Consider the following 16,827-nt stretch of genomic DNA (forward strand, 5'->3'; position numbering starts at 1 on the left):
ACCCATGCGCACCGCCTACACCGCCGACCAGATCCGCGCAGCCGAGCACGCGCTGATGGCGCGGCTGCCCGAGGGCACGCTGATGCTGCGCGCCGCCGCCGGGCTCGCCGCCGTCTGCGCCACCGCCCTGGGCAGGGTGTACGGCAGCCGCGTCGTGCTGCTCGTCGGCAGCGGCGACAACGGCGGTGACGCCCTGTACGCCGGGGCCCTGCTCGCCAGGCGGGGGGCCAGGGTGGAGGCCGTGCTCGCCGGGTCCAGAACCCACGAGCGCGGGCTGCGGGCCTACCTGCTGGCCGGCGGGCGGGTCGCGGGAGGCGCCGCCGCCACGGCCGTCGAACGGGCCGACCTGGTGGTCGACGGGCTCGTCGGCATCGGCGCGACCGGCGCGCTGCGCGCGCCCTACGACGAGCTGGCCCTGGCCGCCAACGCCGCCCCGGCGCTCACCGTCGCGGTGGACGTGCCGAGCGGCGTGGACGCGAGCAGCGGCCGGGTCGCGGGAGCGGCCGTAGAGGCGCAGATCACCGTGACCATGGGCGCGGCCAAGACCGGGCTGCTCGTCGATCCCGGCGCCGCCCGCGCGGGCACGGTGGAGCTGGTCGACATCGGGCTCGGGCCCCACCTGCCCGGCCCCGACGTGGTGGCGCTGACCGGCGCCGACGTGGCGGAGCTGCTGCCGCGACCGGGCAAGGAGTCCGACAAGTACCGCAGGGGCGTCGTCGGCGTCGCCGCCGGCAGCGACCTCTACACGGGGGCCGCCGTGCTCGCCGTGGGCGGCGCGCTGCGGGCCGGCGCCGGCATGGTCCGCTACGCCGGGCAGCACGCGCCCGTCACCCAGGTCCGCACCCACTGGCCCGAGGCGGTCGTCACCGAGCTGTCGCGGCCCGGCGTCGAGGAGGTCGGCCGGGTCCAGGCGTGGGTGCTGGGCCCCGGCCTCGGCACGGGCGAGTGGGCCCGCGAGCTGGCCGCCTCGGTGCTGGCGAGCGACGTGCCCGTGCTGGTCGACGCCGACGCGCTCACCCTCGTCTCCCACGACCCCTCGCTGCTGCGCCGCGCCGCGCCCGTGCTGGTCACCCCGCACGCGGGCGAGCTGTCGCGGCTGACCGGGGCCGCCCGCGACGAGATCGAGGCGGCCCGGCTGGAGCATGCCCGCGCGGCGGCCGCCGAGCTGGGCGTGACCGTCCTGCTCAAGGGCTCGACCACCCTGGTCGCCGCGGCCGGCCGGCCGGTGCGGGTCAACGCCACCGGCACCTCTTGGCTGGCCACCGGCGGCACCGGCGACGTGCTGGCCGGGGTCGCCGGGGCGCTGCTCGCCCAGGGGCTCGACTGCTACGACGCCGCCTCCTGCGCCGCCCACCTGCACGGCCTGGCCGGCCGGATCGCCGCCGAGGGGGCGCCGCTGGCCGCCGGCGACGTGGCCGCGGCCGTGCCCGAGGCCGTCCGGCGGGTGCACGACGGGCGGTGAACCCGAAACCCTGCTCGGCGGCCCGAGTCACCTGCCAAAATGAGGAGATGGATTTCCGGATGGCGACGCCCGCGACCGCGCGGGTCGACCTCGCCGCGATCAGGCACAACGTGGCGCTGCTCGGCGAACGGGCCGGCGGCGCCGAGGTGATGGGCGTGGTCAAGGCCGACGCCTACGGCCACGGCCTGGTGCCCACCTCCGAGGCCGTCCTGGAGGGCGGGGCGAGCCGGCTCGGCACGGCCTACATCAGGGAGGCGCTGGCACTGCGCGAGGGCGGCGTCACGGCGCCGCTGCTGTCATGGATCATCGGCCCCGGCGAGCCGATCGACGAGGCGCTGGAGGCCGGCGTCGAGCTGTCGGCGGCGGACGTGCCGCTGCTCGACGAGATCGCGGCGGCGGCCCGGCGCACCGGGCGCGCGGCCCGCGCGCACCTGGAGGCCGACACCGGCATGAGCCGGGGCGGCGCGCCGCTCGCCGCCTGGCCCGCGCTGCTGGCCAGGGCCGCCGCGCTGCACGCCGAGGGCGCCGTCGAGATCGTCGGGCTCTGGTCCCACTTCGCCTGCGCCGACATCCCCGGCCATCCCTCGATCGAGGCTCAGCTCGACGCGTTCGAGACGGCGCTCCGGCTGGCCGAGAAGGAGGGCGTCGCCGGCTCCCACGTCATCCGGCACCTGGCCAACTCCGCCGCCGTCATGACCCTGCCGCGCGCCCGCTACGACATGGTGCGTACGGGCATCGCCATGTACGGCCTGAGCCCCATCCCCGAGCTGGGCGACTTCGGGCTGCGGCAGGCGATGACGCTCACCGCGCGCATCGCGCTGGCCAAGCGGGTGCCCGCCGGCTCGGGCGTCTCCTACGGCCACCTGCACGTCACCGACCGCGAGACCACGCTGGGCCTGGTCCCGATCGGCTACGCCGACGGCATCCTGCGCCACGCGACCGGGCGGGCCGAGGTGTGGGCGGGCGGGCGGCGCCGGCCGGTCACCGGGCGGGTGTGCATGGACCAGTTCATGATCGACATGGGTGACGACCCGCTGGCGGCGGGCGACGAGGTCGTGCTCTTCGGCCCAGGCGAGGAGGGCGAGCCGACCGCGCAGGAGTGGGCGGATAACCTCGGCACCATCACGCATGAGATCGTGACCAGGATCGGTTCGCGGGTTCCGCGCGTTCACGGGTAAAGCCGTTCGCGGGCAGGGGCCCCGGGTGGCGGAACGGGCGTGGGCATGAGCGGAGAAGGGTCGGACATGACGACAACACGGCGCAGGTTCGGCATCGCCGGCGCCATCGTCGGCGCCGCGTCGGCGGGCGTCGCGGCGGCGGCGCTGGCCAAGCGTTACGCGGTGGGCCGGATCAGGCTGCGCCCCGACGCCGACGCGGACGAGCCGTTCGGCGAGCTGCGCGGCAGGAGCAGCACGTTCACCACCTCCGACGGCGTGGAGCTCAACGTCGAGCTCGACGGCCCCGACGACGCCCCGCTGACGGTCGTGTTCTGCCACGGCTACTGCCTGAGCCTGGAGTCTTGGCACTTCCAGCGCAAGGACCTGCGCGAGGAGCACCGCCTGCTGCTGTGGGACCAGCGCTCGCACGGCCGCTCGCAGCGCGCCGGGGCCGACGACAGCACGATCGACCGGCTGGGCGAGGACCTGGCCGAGGTGATCGAGACGTTCGTGCCGGGGCCGTGCGTGCTGGTCGGCCACTCCATGGGCGGGATGACGATCATGGCGCTGGCCGACCGCCGTCCCGAGCTGTTCGGCGACCGGATCAAGGGCGTGGCGCTCATCGGCACCTCGGCGGGCCGGCTCGCCGAGATCACCCTCGGCCTGCCCGCGCTGGTGTCGAAGGTGGTGCACAAGATCGCCCCGACGACGGTCTCGATGCTGGGCCGCAGGGGCGCGCTGGTCGACCGCACCCGCCACGCGGGCAGCGACATCGCCTTCCTCATCACCCGCTACATGGGCTTCGGCGACTCCAAGAACGTCAGCCCGACGCTGGTCGACTTCGCCGAGTCGATGATCAGGGCGACCCCGACCGAGGTGGTCGCCGACTTCTACCCGGCGCTGATGAACCACGACAAGCTGTCGGCCCTGCACGTGCTCGACCCGGTGCCGACCGCCATCATCGTGGGCGACAAGGACTGGCTGACCCCGCCCGACCACAGCAGGGCCATGGCGGCCGCGCTGCCCAAGGCGCAGCTCACCGAGGTGCCCGACACCTCCCACCTGATCCAGCTGGAGCGTCCCGGGGTGATCAACGACGCGCTGCGCGACCTGGTCAAGCGAGCGATGGGAGAGGAACGATGACCGCCGAACGGCTGCCCACGGCCGAGGACATGCGCGCCTACGGGACCCGCCTGGCGGCCCGGCTGCGCCCCGGTGACCTGGTCGTCCTGTCCGGAGCCCTCGGGGCGGGCAAGACCACCCTCGTGCAGGGCATCGCCGAGGGGCTCAAGGTGCGTGGGCCCATCACCTCGCCCACGTTCGTCATCGCCCGGGTGCATCCGTCGCTGCGCCAGGGCCCTCCGCTGGTCCACGTGGACGCCTACCGGCTGGGCGGCGACCTGGAGGTGGACGACCTCGACCTCGACGCCTCCCTGGAGGAGTCGGTCACGGTCGTCGAGTGGGGCGAAGGCCTGGTCGAGGGACTGTCGGAGGACCGGCTGGAGATCCACATCGACCGCGAGGCCGGCGACGACGCCCGCGTGGTGACCGTGCGCGGGGTCGGGGCCCGCTGGGCCGACACGCCGCCTGATCGCGGACAAGAGTAAAGTCCCCACCTTCGCCGGTTGACGCTGTCACCCTGGACGTATCCCGCCAAAGTCAAAAACATGATCGTTGGCTGTGGATTCCCCCAGATTTTCTGGGTATCAGGAGGGAAAGCATCCCCAACCATGGCGGATGCTTGGTGAAAGTCAGGCGAAGTGGGGTGCGCTGGTGCTCAGTGTCAGACTCAGGGCCGGACGAGTCGCGTGCGCGGGAGCCATCCTCATGCTCGGCGCGCTGGGCTGCTCGGCGGAGGCCTCGCCGAGCCCGTCACCCTCGGGCACCGCCACGACCACCACCACGGCCACCGCCACCACGACGGCCACGGCCACCGGAAAGCCGGTGCCCACGGCGACGGCGACCCGGGCGGCCATCAACGTGCGGCTCAACCCCGACCGCGTCCCCGCCGGTGAGACGTCCACGGTGTGGATCCTGGCCAACTGCCCCGTCCCCTCCGGCGGCCCGGCGCACACCGGCACCGCCACCTCCCGCGCGTTCCTGTCCGGCGTCACGCTCGACCCCGCGCCGACCTCGTCGGCCTCGCCCGGCTCCACCGCCGCGCCGGTCACCCCGTGGGTGCGCGGCGAGGCCCAGGTGTCCGGCACGGTCGCGCGCGGCTCGTACCGGGTGGACGTCAAGTGCGACGGCACCAACGACGTCGGCCGGGCCACGCTGCGCGTCACCCGGCCGGACCCGCTGCCCAGCGACGTGCCCACCAAGGCGCCCCGCGCGGGCGGCGGCGGCACGTTCGCCCAGGACGTCCAGGAGGACTCGTCGCTGCCGCTCGCCCCGGCCGGGGTGGTGCTCGGCCTCGCCCTCGTCGGCGTCGCGATCGTGCTCAGGCGCCGCGGCCGGGCCTGAGCCATGGCGCGTACGGGACAGGTGGTGCTGGCGGGCGCCGCCACGGGGCTGGTGCTCGTCATGTTCGGCAAGATCGAGACCGCCGCGCCGCCGGCCGGGAAGGTCGTGCCGGAGAGCATCGACATCCCGTCGATCGACGTGGAGGCGCCGCTGATGAAGCTCGGCCGCACCGACGACGGCGAGGTCGAGCTGCCGCCGTACGAGAAGCCGAAGATGGCCGGGTGGTACACCGGCAGCGCGGTGCCCGGCGACAAGGGCGCCTCGGTGATCGTCGGCCACGTCGACACCAAGACCGCGCCCGCCGTCTTCTACAAGCTCAGGCAGGTGCGCAAGGGCGACCGCGTGAAGGTGGAGCGCAGCGACGGCAAGGTGGTCACCTACAAGGTCGACGAGGTCGAGCAGGTGCACAAGGACCGCTTCCCGCTGCGCCGCGTCTACGTGGAGGACGGACTCAAGCTGGTCACCTGCGGCGGCCGGTTCGACCGGGCGAAGGGCGAGTACGTCGACAATGTGATCGTCTACGCCTCCCGCGTCTGAAAACCGGTTGAGCCCCACGGGACTATGGAGACATGACCGTGGACATGAGCGGGGACGGCGACCCGCACGGCCCACCCGCCTGCGGAGCCCGAGTCCCGTGGGAGCGGGTGCACTCTGACGCCCGCGCGGGCGTCGAGGAGTTCCTCGGCGCTCCCGTGGCCGAGGCCGTCACCCAGTCCGGCGGCTTCTCGCCCGCCGCCGCCGTACGGGTGCGCGCCGCGAACGGGCGGCGCGCGTTCGTCAAGGCCGTCGGCCCGGAGCCCAACGCCCGGGCGGTCGCCATCTACCGGGCCGAGGCGCGCATCGCCGCCGCGCTGCCTCCGTCGGCGCCCGCGCCGCGGCTGCTGACGAGCTTCGAGGCCGGGGGCTGGGTGGTGCTCGTCTTCGAGGACGTGGACGGCCGGCATCCGGCGACCCCCTGGCGGCGCGACGAGCTCGACCTCGTCCTGGCGGCCGTGCGGCGGATGTCCGTCGAGCTCACCCCCGCTCCGGTGGCCGCGCCGGCCGTCGCCGAGGCGTTCGCGGAGTCGTTCACCGGCTGGCGGAGCCTGCTCGGCGAGGACACCACCGGCCTGGACCCGTGGGCGCTGCGTCACCTCGACGAGCTGGCCGGCCTGGAGTCCGGCTGGGCCGAGGCGGCCGCCGGCGACACGCTGCTGCACGCCGACCTGCGCGCCGACAACATCCTGCTCGCCGGCGGGCGCGTCCACGTGGTCGACTGGCCGTGGGCCTGCGTCGGCGCCTCCTGGTTCGACCTGGTGTGCATGCTGCCCTCGGTCGGCATGCAGGGCGGGCCGCCGCCGCACGAGCTGCTGCCCGACCCCGACCCGGCCGTCACCGCCGTCCTCGCCGCGCTCGCGGGCTACTTCGTGCGCCACGGCCGGCTGCCGGCGCCGCCGGGGCTGCCGACGCTGCGGCCGTTCCAGCGCGCCCAGGGCGTCGTGGCCCTCGACTGGCTGCGGCGGCGCACCGGCTGGGCCTGACCCGGCCTGGTAGGAGGCGCGTGGCGGGTAGGCTAATCAGTCGTGCTGGTCCTGGCCTTTGATACCGCGACTCCCGCCGTCACCGCCGCCCTCCACGACGGCGCGCGGGTGGTCGCCGAGTCGACCACGGTCGACGCCCGCAGACACGGCGAGCTGCTCGCCCCCGCTGTCGAGACCGTGCTGAGCGAGGCCGGGGTTTCGCTGCGCGACGTCACCGCCATCGTCGCCGGCAGCGGCCCCGGCCCCTACACGGGGCTGCGCGTGGGGCTGATGACCGCGCAGGCGCTCGCCACCACGCTCGGCGTCCCCGCGTACGGCATCTGCACGCTCGACGCCGTCGCCTACGGCAGCGGGCTCACCGGCCCGTTCATCGCGGCCACGGACGCCCGGCGCAAGGAGGTCTTCTGGGCCCGCTACGCCGACGCGCGCACCAGGGCCGACGGGCCGTTCGTCGACCGGCCGGCAGACGTGCCCGTCGGGGGGCTGCCCGTGGTGGGCGCCGGGGCGGAGCTCTATCCCGACGTCCTCGGCGAGTCGAGCGCCCCGCCGTACCCGTACGCGGGGTCGCTGGCCGCCCTGGCGGCCGAGCGGCTGGCGGTGGGCGCGCCGCTCGACCCGCCGCGCCCCATCTACCTGCGCCGGCCCGACGCGGTGGCGCCCGGCGCGCCCAAGCGGGTGACGGCGTGAGACTCCGGCAGATGACCGCGGCCGACCTGCCGGCGGTCATGGCGATCGAGCGGGCCACGTTCCCGCTCGACGCGTGGAGCGAGGGCATGATGCGCGGCGAGCTCGACGAGCAGCCGCGCACCCGGCACTACGTGGTCGCGGTCGTCGACGGCGAGATCGTCGGCTACGCGGGCCTGGCCGCCGCGGCCGACCAGGCCGACGTGCAGACCATCGCCGTGCTGGAGACCCACCAGGGCACCGGCATCGGCGGCGCCATGCTGGCGGAGCTGCTGGGGGAGGCGCGCAGGCGCGGGGCGCGCGAGGTGTTCCTGGAGGTCCGCTCCGACAACCCGCGGGCCCGCGCCGTGTACGAGCACTTCGGGTTCGAGGAGATCGGCACCCGCCGCCGCTACTACGACGACGGCACCGACGCGATCATGATGAGGAAGAAGCTGGATGGCTGACGCACCGCTGGTCCTGGGCATCGAGACCTCCTGCGACGAGACCGGTGTCGGCATCGTCCGCGGGCACACGCTGCTGGCCAACACGATCGCCTCCAGCATGGACGAGCACGCCCGCTTCGGCGGCGTGGTGCCCGAGGTGGCCTCCCGCGCCCACCTGGAGGCCATGACGCCGACCGTCGAGGCCGCGCTCGCCCAGGCGGGGCTCAGGTTCTCCGACATCGACGCCGTCGCCGTGACCGCCGGGCCGGGCCTGGCCGGGGCGCTCCTGGTGGGCGTCGCCGCGGCCAAGGCCTACGCCCTCGGCCTCGGCGTGCCGCTCTACGGAGTCAACCACCTGGCCGCGCACGTCGCCGTCGACCAGCTCGAGCACGGCCCGCTGCCCAAGCCGTGCATCGCCATGCTGGTCTCGGGCGGCCACTCGTCGCTGCTGCTCGTGCCCGACGTGGCCAAGGACGTCGTCTCGCTCGGGTCCACCGTGGACGACGCGGCCGGCGAGGCCTTCGACAAGGTGGCCCGGGTGCTCGGCCTGCCGTTCCCCGGCGGCCCGCACATCGACCGGGCGGCGGCCGCCGGCTCCGGCACGGCCGTCTCCTTCCCCCGGGGCAAGATCGACGACGGCACGCTCGACTTCTCCTTCTCCGGGCTCAAGACGGCCGTGGCCCGCTGGGTGGAGGCGCGCGAGGCGGCCGGCGAGTCGATCCACGTGCCCGACGTGGCCGCCTCGTTCCAGGAGGCCGTGGTCGACGTGCTGACCCGCAAGGCGCTGCAGGCGTGCAAGAGATACGACGTGCACGACCTGCTCATCGGCGGTGGCGTGGCGGCCAACTCACGGCTGCGCGCGCTGGCGCAGGAGCGGTGCGACGCGGCGGGCGTGCGGCTGCGCGTGCCCCGGCCCGGACTGTGCACCGACAACGGGGCCATGGTCGCCGCCCTCGGCTCCGACCTGGTGGCGGCGGGGATCACCCCGTCCGCGCTGGAGATCCCGGCCGACTCGTCGCTGCCCGTCACGACCGTCCACGTCTGACCCCGTCGCCCAGGGCGGCGAGACCGTCCCGCAGCGTCGGGTAGGCGGGCGACCAGCCCAGCTCCCGCTTGGCCCGCTCGCAGCCGAGCCGGATGCGGGTGCGCACCATCAGCGCGCGCAGGTACGGCGTCGCGGCGAGCGGCCAGGCCGGGACCCGCGGCGGCGGGGGCGCGCCGGCGGCCGCCGCCAGCGCCGTGACGTAGGCGTCGAAGCCCACCGGCTCGTCGTCGGCGATGTTGTACGCCTGCCCGGGACGCCCCCGGTCGAGCGCGGCCACCGCGGCGGAGGCGGCGTCGTGGACGTGGACCAGCGAGACCACCCCCGCCGGGCGCACCACGGGCATCAGGCGCCTGCGGGCCAGGTCCATGAGCCGGTACGTGGACACCTCGGGCCCGTAGAACAGCCCGTACCGCAGCGCGATCCCGTCGATCCCCGGCGTGGTGAGCGCCTGCCGCTCGTTGGCCCGCATCGACCTCATGTGCACCTCGAACGCGCCGCGGCCGGGCGGCGCGAACGGGCGGTCCTCGGTCACCGGGCCGGTGCCGTGGTCGCGGTAGCCGTATCCGAGGAAGAACGACTGCGTGACGAACCTGCGCGCGCCCACCGCGGCGGCGGCCCGCAGGAGGTTGGCGGTGCCCCGGTCGCGCAGCGCGTCGGTGGCGTGCAGGTCGCGGTGGAACAGCGGCATGCGGGTGAGCGCGGTCGCCTGGTGCACGACGGCGTCGGCCTCGTGGCCCCGTACCGCGCCGAGCAGCGCGTCGCCGTCCATGAGGTCGGCGACGACGGGGGTCACGCCGGCGGCGGTGAGCCGCCGTGCTCCCGTCTCGGTCCTGGTCAGGCCGAGCACCTCGTGGCCGGCCCGCAGGAGCTGGGAGACCAGCTCCGTGCCGAGCGTGCCGGTCGCTCCCGCCAGCAGCACCCTCATGCCCGCCGCCCCTCCGCGTCGTGCGCCCGCAGGGCGCTCAGCCGGGCGACGAGGGCCGCGCCGGCGAGCAGCGAGAAGATCGCCAGGGTCCACCAGTCGGAGTCCCTGCCGCCGAGGTGCCGGTCGAGCCAGTGGTTGACGGCGTGGAAGGTGTTGGTGAACACGAACCCGGCCAGCACGACCGCCACGACGTCCCGCCACCACAGCGCGGAGAGCATCGTCAGCCCGATGCCGAGCTGGAACACCCCCGCGTCGTGCAGGAAATGCTGGTGCTCGGGCCAGCCGGCCCACCTCGCGAAGCCGGCCGGGTCCAGCCGCGCCCACCCGCCGGACACCAGCATGAGCGCCGCGGCCATGACGACCGTGGCCTTGATGAGTCGTTCTCGCACGTCGAGCCTCCTCGGATCGTGTCTGTGCGCCTTCGCACAACGGACAGATGAGGGCTGCGCGAACGTGACATCCCGGGTACGTGACATGTCCCACATGCCACGTTCGCGGGGGTCGGCGGCATCGTTGGAGAGGAGAGATCGCGAAGGGGGACGACCGTGGACGACGCGCAGGCGGTGTTCGAGACGCACCGCAAGCTGCTGTTCACCCTGGCCTACGACATGCTCGGCAGCGTCGCCGACGCCGAGGACGTCGTGCAGGACACCTGGCTCCGCTGGGTCCGGGTGGACCTGGAACAGGTGCGCAGCCCCCGGTCCTACCTCGTGCGCATCGCCGTGCGATGCTCACTGGAACGGCTGCGCAGCCTGCGCGCCGCCCGGGAGGAGTACGTCGGGCCGTGGCTGCCCGAGCCGCCGGCCCCGGACGCCGGCGATCCGGTCGCGGACGCCGAGAGCGTCACCACGGGTCTGCTGGTGGTGCTGGAGACGCTGTCCCCGCTGGAGCGGGCGGCGTTCGTGCTGAGGGAGGCGTTCGGGTTCGAGCACGCGGAGATCGGGCGGATCCTCGACCGGTCGCCCGCCGCGGTGCGCCAGCTCACCCACCGGGCCCGCGAGCACGTCCACGCGCGCCGCCCCCGCTTCACCGCCGACCCGGCGCAGGCGCGGAAGGTGGCGGAGCGGTTCGTGGCGGCGGCCCTGGGCGGCAGCCTCGCCGAGCTGATCGAGGTGCTGGCGCCGGACGTCACACTCGTGAACGACGGGGGCGGGCGGGTGCGCGCCGCGCTGCGGCCCGTCTCGGGCGCGGCCAAGGTGGGCCGGCTGCTCGCCCGGGTGGGCCCGAGGTACGCGGACCTGCGGGTGCGGTGGCTGCCGGGGGACGTGCCGGCCTGCCTGCTGGTCGCGGGCGACGGTGTGCGGGCGGCGCTCACCCTGGAGCCGGACGCCTCAGGGACGCGGATCCAGCAGGTGTACGGGCTGGTGAACCCCGACAAGCTCGCCCATCTGGGTCGTTAGTCCTTGGGGCGGGTCGGGCGAAGGAGCGCCTCGGCCAGCGCGAGCATGGTCTCCTCCAGGGCGCCCAGGCGCTTGGTGAGGCCGTTCGTGGCCGGGTGGACGATGCCCGTCACGGCCTGGGTCAGCTCGTCGCGGTCGGGCCGGGCCTGGACGAGCTCCGTGAGCGCCGCGGCGGCGGCGCTCAGGCGCTGGGCCTGCTCGGCGGTCTGCGCGGCGAGCACCTCGTCGAGGCGCTCGCCGATGGCGAGCGTGGCGGGGAGCTGGCCGACGCGCTGGTTGACGGCCTCGACGCGGTCGTCGACGTTCTCCAGTTGCTCGCCGGCCTGCTCGGCGCGGGCGGCCAGGTCGGTCAGGCGCCCGTCGATCCCGTCGAAGCGGGCGCCGACCGTGTCGAACCGGCTGCGCAGGCTGCTGTCCACGGCGGTGAAGCGGGTCTCCAGGCCGCCGTCGATCGTGTCGAGGCGGGCCGTCACCGTGCCGTCGACGGCCTCGATGCGGCCGCTGACGGTCTCGAACCCGGCGGCCAGCCTGGTGTCGACCGTGTTGAAGCGGCCGTTGACGGTGCTGTCGACCTGGTCGAAGCGGGTCGTCAGGTGCTCCTCCAGCTCGCCGATGCGCTCGTCCAGGGACTCGAGGTTGTTGTCGAGGTGGTTGAAGCGGCCCTCGTTGCGGGTGGCCGCCTCGGACAGGTGCTGGTCGGTGGCGGCCACCCGCTCGTCCAGCGCGGTGAAGCGGCCGTCCATGCGGCCGTCGATCGCGCCGAGCCGGCCGTCGACGGCGACGACGCGCTGGTCCACGGCGCTCAGCCGGGAGTCCATCGCGGAGAGCCGGCCGTCGATGCCGTCGAGGCGGCCGTCCAGGTCGGCGAAGCCCTCACCGGTGGCCTCGATGCGGCCGTCGACGCCGTCGAGCCGTGACTCGATCGCCAGGAGCCCGCTGTCGAGCCGCCCGGTGAGCCGCTGCTCGGCCTCCTGGAGGTGGCCGGCCAGACGGTGACCGGCGTCGTCGAGTCGCGCGCCGAGGTGCTGCTGGGTGGCGGCCACCCGCTCGTCGAGCTGCGCGCCGACCAGCTCGGCGGTGGCCGCCAGGCGCCCGTCGAGGCCCGCCGACAGCTCGGCGAGCACGCCCTCGACGTGGTCGGTGCGCGAGGCCAGCTCGGCGATCGACTTGTCGAGCCGCGTGAACCGGCTCGCGGCCACCTCCATGCTGGAGTGGAGCTGGGACAGCGTGGCGGCGAAGTCGCCCATCCGCCGCGCGATGCCCTCGCTGCTGTCGAGCACGGTCTCCAGGCGCTTGAGCGTCTCCTCGACGCCGCCGCCGATGGTCGTCAGGTCGGCCCACATCGTGGACAGCTCGCCGAGCGGGGCGACCCGCTGGGTGACCGACTCGACGCGGGCGTCGACGGTGCCGACCTGCTCGCCGACGGCGTCGACGTGGTCGCGCACCGCTTCCACGTGCTGCGCCAGACCCTCGGCCCACATCGGCGGCTTGGCCGCGATGTCGTCGAGACGGCCGCTGACCGTCTCCAGCGTGCCGCTGAGCCCGCCCAGCTCGCGCTCGCGCACCTCGCGCAGCAGCCACTCCATCCCTTCGAGCCGCTGCCGGATCTCGTCGAGCACGGCGCCCTGCGTGCGCTGCTCGTAGACATGGTCCTGGGCGACGCGCGCCAGCAGCTCGCGCATCCGGTCGGGAACGTTGGTGTGCGCGCCTGCCTGGAGAAGGGTGGTGTGGCTGGAATGATCCACCGAAAGCTCCTTCGCTCGCCGACGGTCTGCCGCGCAGCGGTGGGGTAGGTCCGGTTTTCAGATGAAAAGAAGAACGCGGTGAGCCGCTGCAGGGGGAGAACTCACGCCCGCCACACCTTAGCCTTTGGATCAAGGTCCGTAAGGGGCGATGGAAAATACCGGGGTTATCGTGGTATCGCCCTGGTTTGTCATTTACGCAGGTAGGGCGGGGTGGCAAATGAGGGCCGACGGCTTGTCCATGACACGGGTGAGAATGACCACGCCTGATTTATCGCCAGAAAGTCGCAGATCTGCGCGGAGCCGGTCGACGTCGACGGCCGAGGCGCGTTTCTTGATGGTGACGTTCCCCACCTGCCGCTCGCGCAGGGCCGCGCGCAGCCGCTTCAACGAGAACGGCAGTGCCTCCACCACCTCGTAGCGCGCCGCCCACGGGGTGTCGACCGGTTCGTCGCCGGTGATGTAGGCGATCATCGGGTCGGCCAGGCGTCCGCCGACCAGCTCGGCCACCTCGCCGACCAGGTGCGCGCGGATCGCCGCCCCGTCGGGCTCGTAGACGTAGCGGCCCAGCGGGCCGACGGGCGCGATGGCGCCGGTGGCGGTCAGCGTGTGCCCGCCCGGCAGCAGCGTGGCCCGCCGCGCGGTCGCGGCGGACGCGCCGGGCGTCACCCACAGGGACGCCTCCTTGACCTCCCCCTTGAACGACACCCACTCGGCCTCGGCGCCCTCGGGGATGAACTCGTACGGGATGCCCGGGGCGACCTTCAGGCAGGCGCGCCGGGACCGGGCGACGAGGTCGAGCACGACCGGCCACGGCGGGGAGTAGGCGAGGGGGTCGAACGTGCGGCCGCGCGCCCCGCGCCGGGCCGGGTCGGCGAACAGCACGTCGTGCTCCTCCGGCCGCACGGTGGCGGCGTCGGCCACCCGCACCGTCACCCGGTCGGCCAGCCCGAGCGCCTCGGCGTTGGCCCTGGCCACGGCGACCGTCAGCGGGTCGGTGTCCACGGCCTCCACGACGCAGCCCGCCCGCGCCAATGCCAGGAAGTCGCCCCCGACCCCGCAGCAGACGTCCACCACCCGCGTCCCGCCGGCCTCCGGGGCGCCGGGACCGAGACGGCGGGCGCGGTGGGCGGCCACGTCGGCGCGGGTGGCCTGCTCCAGTCCGTGCGGCGTGAAGAACATCAGCTCGGCGTCCGCCCCGAACTTGGCCCGGGCCCGCTCCCGGAGCGCGGTCTGGGTGAGCGCGGCCGACACGAGCGCGGCGTCGTAGGACCGGCGCAGCCGGGTCGCCGCCGCCACCGGGTCGGCGCCGCGCAACTCCCGCGCCTCCTCCAGAGCGCGCCGGCCGCGCGGGGTCAGCAGCTCGGTGAAGGCGTCGAGGTCCACGTCGTACGACGTTAGCGCCTCCTCCGGGCACGGGCGCCGCCGGAGGGCGGACGGCCCGCGCCGGCGGGCAAGGTCAGGGCAGACCCGGCGAAAGTCCTTGTCCGCCCCGACGAAGGGGCATGTCTCGGTCCTGATCGCTCTCAGCAGACGCGTTCGTGTTGACTGTCAAGCCCCTCTTGCATATGTTTCCTGTTGGCACTCTCCCCTTGAGAGTGCCAACGTGCGACGAGGCAGGTCTGGCACCCGCGACGGCAGGCCCCGCTGGTCGCCTCTTCTGATCATTCACATCTGAAGGGGAGGTCCGATCGTGACGACCGCCACCAAGGTTCCCGTTAAGCCGCTCGGCGACCGCATTGTGGTGCAGCCGCTCGAGGCAGAGCAGACCACCGCTTCCGGCCTGGTCATTCCTGACACCGCCAAGGAGAAGCCGCAGGAGGGCAAGGTCCTCGCGGTGGGCCCGGGCAACTGGGACGAGGACGGCGACAAGCGCATCCCGCTCGACGTGAGCGAGGGCGACATCGTTCTCTACAGCAAGTACGGCGGCACCGAGGTCAAGTACGGCGGCGAGGAGTACCTCGTGCTCTCCGCCCGCGACGTTCTCGCGATCATCGAGAAGTAAGCCGGTCGTGTCGGGCCCCGGGCGCTCTCTTGCGGCCGGGGCCTTCGACACCAGGAGAGGACTTTCAGCAAAATGGCGAAGATCCTGGAGTTCGACGAGGACGCCCGGCGCGCGCTCGAGCGTGGCGTCAACGCCCTCGCGGATGCCGTGAAGGTTACCCTCGGCCCGCGTGGCCGCAACGTCGTCATCGACAAGAAGTTCGGTGCCCCGACGATTACGAACGACGGCGTGACCATCGCTCGTGAGATCGAGCTGGAGGAGCGCTACGAGAACCTCGGCGCCCAGCTCGCCAAGGAAGTGGCCACCAAGACCAACGACATCGCGGGTGACGGCACCACCACCGCGACCGTCCTGGCCCAGGCCATGGTCCGTGAGGGCCTGCGCAACGTGGCGGCCGGCGCCTCGCCGCTGTCGCTCAAGCGCGGCATCGACAAGGCGGCCAAGGAGATCAGCGACAAGCTGCTCGCCAGCGCCCGCCCGGTCGAGGACAAGAAGGAGATCGCGAACGTCGCGACCATCTCCGCCCAGGACGCCAAGATCGGCGACCTGATCGCCGAGGCGTTCGACAAGGTCGGCAAGGACGGCGTCCTGACGGTCGAAGAGTCCAACGCCATGGGCATGGAGCTCGAGTTCACCGAGGGCCTCCAGTTCGACAAGGGCTACCTGTCGGCCTACATGGTCACCGACCCCGAGCGCATGGAGTCCGTCCTCGAGGACGCCTACATCCTGCTCACCCAGGGCAAGATCTCCTCGATCGCCGACTTCCTGCCGCTGCTCGAGAAGGTCGCGCAGACCAAGAAGCCGCTGCTCGTGGTCGCCGAGGACGTCGAGGGCGAGGCCCTGGCCGTCCTGGTCACCAACAAGATCCGTGGCACGTTCACCTCCGTCGCCGTCAAGGCGCCCGGCTTCGGTGACCGACGCAAGGCGATGCTGCAGGACATGGCCATCCTCACCGGCGGCCAGGTCGTCAGCGAGGAGATCGGCCTCAAGCTGGAGAACGTCGGTCTCGAGGTGCTCGGCCAGGCCCGCCGCGTCGTCGTCACCAAGGACGCCACGACCATCGTCGACGGCGCCGGTGACGCGCAGGCCATCGAGGACCGCGTCAAGGAGATCAAGATTGCCATCGAGCAGTCCGACTCCGACTGGGACCGCGAGAAGCTGCAGGAGCGCCTGGCCAAGCTCGCCGGCGGCGTCTGCGTGCTGCGCGTCGGCGCCGCCACCGAGGTGGAGCTGAAGGAGAAGAAGCACCGCCTCGAGGACGCGATCTCCGCGACGCGCGCCGCGATCGAGGAGGGCATCGTCTCCGGCGGTGGCTCGGCCCTGATCCACGTCTCCAAGGAGCTCGACGACCTCGGCCTCACGGGTGACGAGGCGACCGGCGTCGGCGTCGTGCGCCGCGCGCTGGTGGAGCCGGCCCGCTGGATCGCCGAGAACGCCGGTCTCGAGGGCTACGTGGTCACCCACAAGGTCGCCGAGCTGCAGGCCGGTCACGGCCTCAACGCCGCGACCGGCGAGTACGGCGACCTCATCGGCCAGGGCGTCATCGACCCGGTCAAGGTCACCCGCTCCGCGGTGCAGAACGCCGCCTCGATCGCGGGCATGCTGCTCACGACCGAGGCCCTCGTGGTCGACAAGCCCGAGGAGGAGGCTCCGGCCGCCGGCCAGGGCCACGGCCACGGTCACGGCCACTGACCCAGCACCACCGCACAGCCCGTCCCGCTCCGGGGCGGGCTGTTCGCGTTTCCGCACCCGGCCGGCGCGTGAGGGCCTGCGGGGTCCGCCCCAGGGACCCGTTCCTCGTCGCGGCGGACCGGGCCGCGCTGCCGGGAGGCGGACGGGCACGTGCCCGGCCGCGGGTTGACCGGCCGCGGGTTGACCGGCCACGGGTTGACCGGCCGCGGGTTGACGCGCGTTCTCGCCCGCGCGCAAACTCGTGCCGCGCCGCCAATGTTGTGTGACGTGGCACCTATGCCTCTGGGCCCCGCAGAGGATATGGAAT

17 protein-coding genes are annotated in these 16,827 nt (G+C 73.7%); 13 read left to right on the top strand and 4 right to left on the bottom strand.

The features are described from left to right. Nucleotides 1–4 precede the first annotated feature (4 nt). The 10 genes from CXR44_RS04335 (at nt 5) to tsaD (ending at nt 8,756) form a co-directional block, all read left to right on the top strand. Nucleotides 5–1,462 carry an NAD(P)H-hydrate dehydratase gene (locus tag CXR44_RS04335; protein ID WP_101783576.1) on the top strand — a complete coding sequence of 486 codons (1,458 nt, stop codon included), beginning with the start codon at nt 5–7 and terminating at the stop codon, nt 1,460–1,462. 59 nt (nt 1,463–1,521) lie between these two features. Next, the gene (gene alr / locus CXR44_RS04340; protein ID WP_101783577.1) at nt 1,522–2,640 is read left to right on the top strand and encodes an alanine racemase; all 1,119 of its coding nucleotides are present in this window, start codon (nt 1,522–1,524) and stop codon (nt 2,638–2,640) included. A gap of 66 nt (nt 2,641–2,706) precedes the next feature. Then, nucleotides 2,707–3,762: an alpha/beta fold hydrolase gene (locus CXR44_RS04345; RefSeq protein WP_101783578.1), complete on the top strand. Its 1,056-nt coding sequence runs from the start codon at nt 2,707–2,709 to the stop codon at nt 3,760–3,762. Beyond that, complete coding sequence (gene tsaE / locus CXR44_RS04350) at nt 3,759–4,226, top strand: tRNA (adenosine(37)-N6)-threonylcarbamoyltransferase complex ATPase subunit type 1 TsaE (RefSeq protein WP_101783579.1); 468 nt, start codon at nt 3,759–3,761, stop codon at nt 4,224–4,226. The genes CXR44_RS04345 and tsaE overlap by 4 nt, the downstream gene beginning before the upstream one ends. 166 nt (nt 4,227–4,392) lie before the next feature. Beyond that, complete coding sequence (locus tag CXR44_RS04355; protein ID WP_144069856.1) at nt 4,393–5,082, top strand: hypothetical protein; 690 nt, start codon at nt 4,393–4,395, stop codon at nt 5,080–5,082. Nucleotides 5,083–5,085: 3 nt separating this feature from the next. After that, entirely contained in the window at nt 5,086–5,619 is a 534-nt protein-coding gene (locus tag CXR44_RS04360; protein WP_101783581.1) for a class F sortase, read from the top strand. Nucleotides 5,620–5,651: 32 nt separating this feature from the next. Then, nucleotides 5,652–6,602 carry a phosphotransferase gene (locus CXR44_RS04365; protein WP_219601671.1) on the top strand — a complete coding sequence of 317 codons (951 nt, stop codon included), beginning with the start codon at nt 5,652–5,654 and terminating at the stop codon, nt 6,600–6,602. A gap of 42 nt (nt 6,603–6,644) precedes the next feature. Next, the gene (gene tsaB / locus CXR44_RS04370; protein ID WP_101783582.1) at nt 6,645–7,289 is read left to right on the top strand and encodes a tRNA (adenosine(37)-N6)-threonylcarbamoyltransferase complex dimerization subunit type 1 TsaB; all 645 of its coding nucleotides are present in this window, start codon (nt 6,645–6,647) and stop codon (nt 7,287–7,289) included. A gap of 11 nt (nt 7,290–7,300) precedes the next feature. Next, nucleotides 7,301–7,732, top strand: a complete 432-nt coding sequence (gene rimI / locus CXR44_RS04375) for a ribosomal protein S18-alanine N-acetyltransferase (protein ID WP_101783583.1) — start codon at nt 7,301–7,303, stop codon at nt 7,730–7,732. After that, the gene (gene tsaD, locus CXR44_RS04380) at nt 7,725–8,756 is read left to right on the top strand and encodes a tRNA (adenosine(37)-N6)-threonylcarbamoyltransferase complex transferase subunit TsaD (RefSeq protein ID WP_101783584.1); all 1,032 of its coding nucleotides are present in this window, start codon (nt 7,725–7,727) and stop codon (nt 8,754–8,756) included. The genes rimI and tsaD overlap by 8 nt, the downstream gene beginning before the upstream one ends. Here tsaD and CXR44_RS04385 read toward each other — a convergent pair. Beyond that, entirely contained in the window at nt 8,737–9,681 is a 945-nt protein-coding gene (locus CXR44_RS04385; RefSeq protein WP_101783585.1) for an NAD-dependent epimerase/dehydratase family protein, read from the bottom strand. The genes tsaD and CXR44_RS04385 overlap by 20 nt on opposite strands. Further along, nucleotides 9,678–10,070 carry a hypothetical protein gene (locus CXR44_RS04390; RefSeq protein WP_101783586.1) on the bottom strand — a complete coding sequence of 131 codons (393 nt, stop codon included), beginning with the start codon at nt 10,068–10,070 and terminating at the stop codon, nt 9,678–9,680. Before CXR44_RS04390 ends, CXR44_RS04385 begins: the two co-directional genes overlap by 4 nt. A gap of 156 nt (nt 10,071–10,226) precedes the next feature. On the opposite strand from CXR44_RS04390, the gene sigJ reads away from it, so the two are divergent. After that, nucleotides 10,227–11,081 carry an RNA polymerase sigma factor SigJ gene (gene sigJ, locus CXR44_RS04395; RefSeq protein WP_219601672.1) on the top strand — a complete coding sequence of 285 codons (855 nt, stop codon included), beginning with the start codon at nt 10,227–10,229 and terminating at the stop codon, nt 11,079–11,081. Here sigJ and CXR44_RS04400 read toward each other — a convergent pair. Next, a complete protein-coding gene (locus tag CXR44_RS04400) occupies nt 11,078–12,826 on the bottom strand; it encodes a hypothetical protein (protein WP_101783588.1) in 1,749 nt (582 codons plus the stop codon). The two genes, sigJ and CXR44_RS04400, sit on opposite strands and share 4 nt — an antisense overlap. Nucleotides 12,827–13,018: 192 nt before the next feature. After that, nucleotides 13,019–14,209 (bottom strand): class I SAM-dependent methyltransferase, encoded by a 1,191-nt coding sequence (locus CXR44_RS04405; protein ID WP_101783589.1) that lies wholly within the window; start codon nt 14,207–14,209, stop codon nt 13,019–13,021. 307 nt (nt 14,210–14,516) lie between these two features. On the opposite strand from CXR44_RS04405, the gene groES reads away from it, so the two are divergent. Beyond that, nucleotides 14,517–14,828: a co-chaperone GroES gene (gene groES, locus CXR44_RS04410; protein ID WP_043623565.1), complete on the top strand. Its 312-nt coding sequence runs from the start codon at nt 14,517–14,519 to the stop codon at nt 14,826–14,828. A gap of 72 nt (nt 14,829–14,900) precedes the next feature. Next, nucleotides 14,901–16,520, top strand: coding sequence for a chaperonin GroEL (groL, locus tag CXR44_RS04415; RefSeq protein ID WP_101783590.1), 1,620 nt, complete (start codon nt 14,901–14,903; stop codon nt 16,518–16,520). The last annotated feature ends 307 nt before the right edge of the window (nt 16,521–16,827 follow it).

The sequence above is a fragment of the Nonomuraea indica genome (genome assembly GCF_002850745.1).
GTDB classification, from domain to species: Bacteria; Actinomycetota; Actinomycetes; order Streptosporangiales; family Streptosporangiaceae; genus Nonomuraea; species Nonomuraea indica.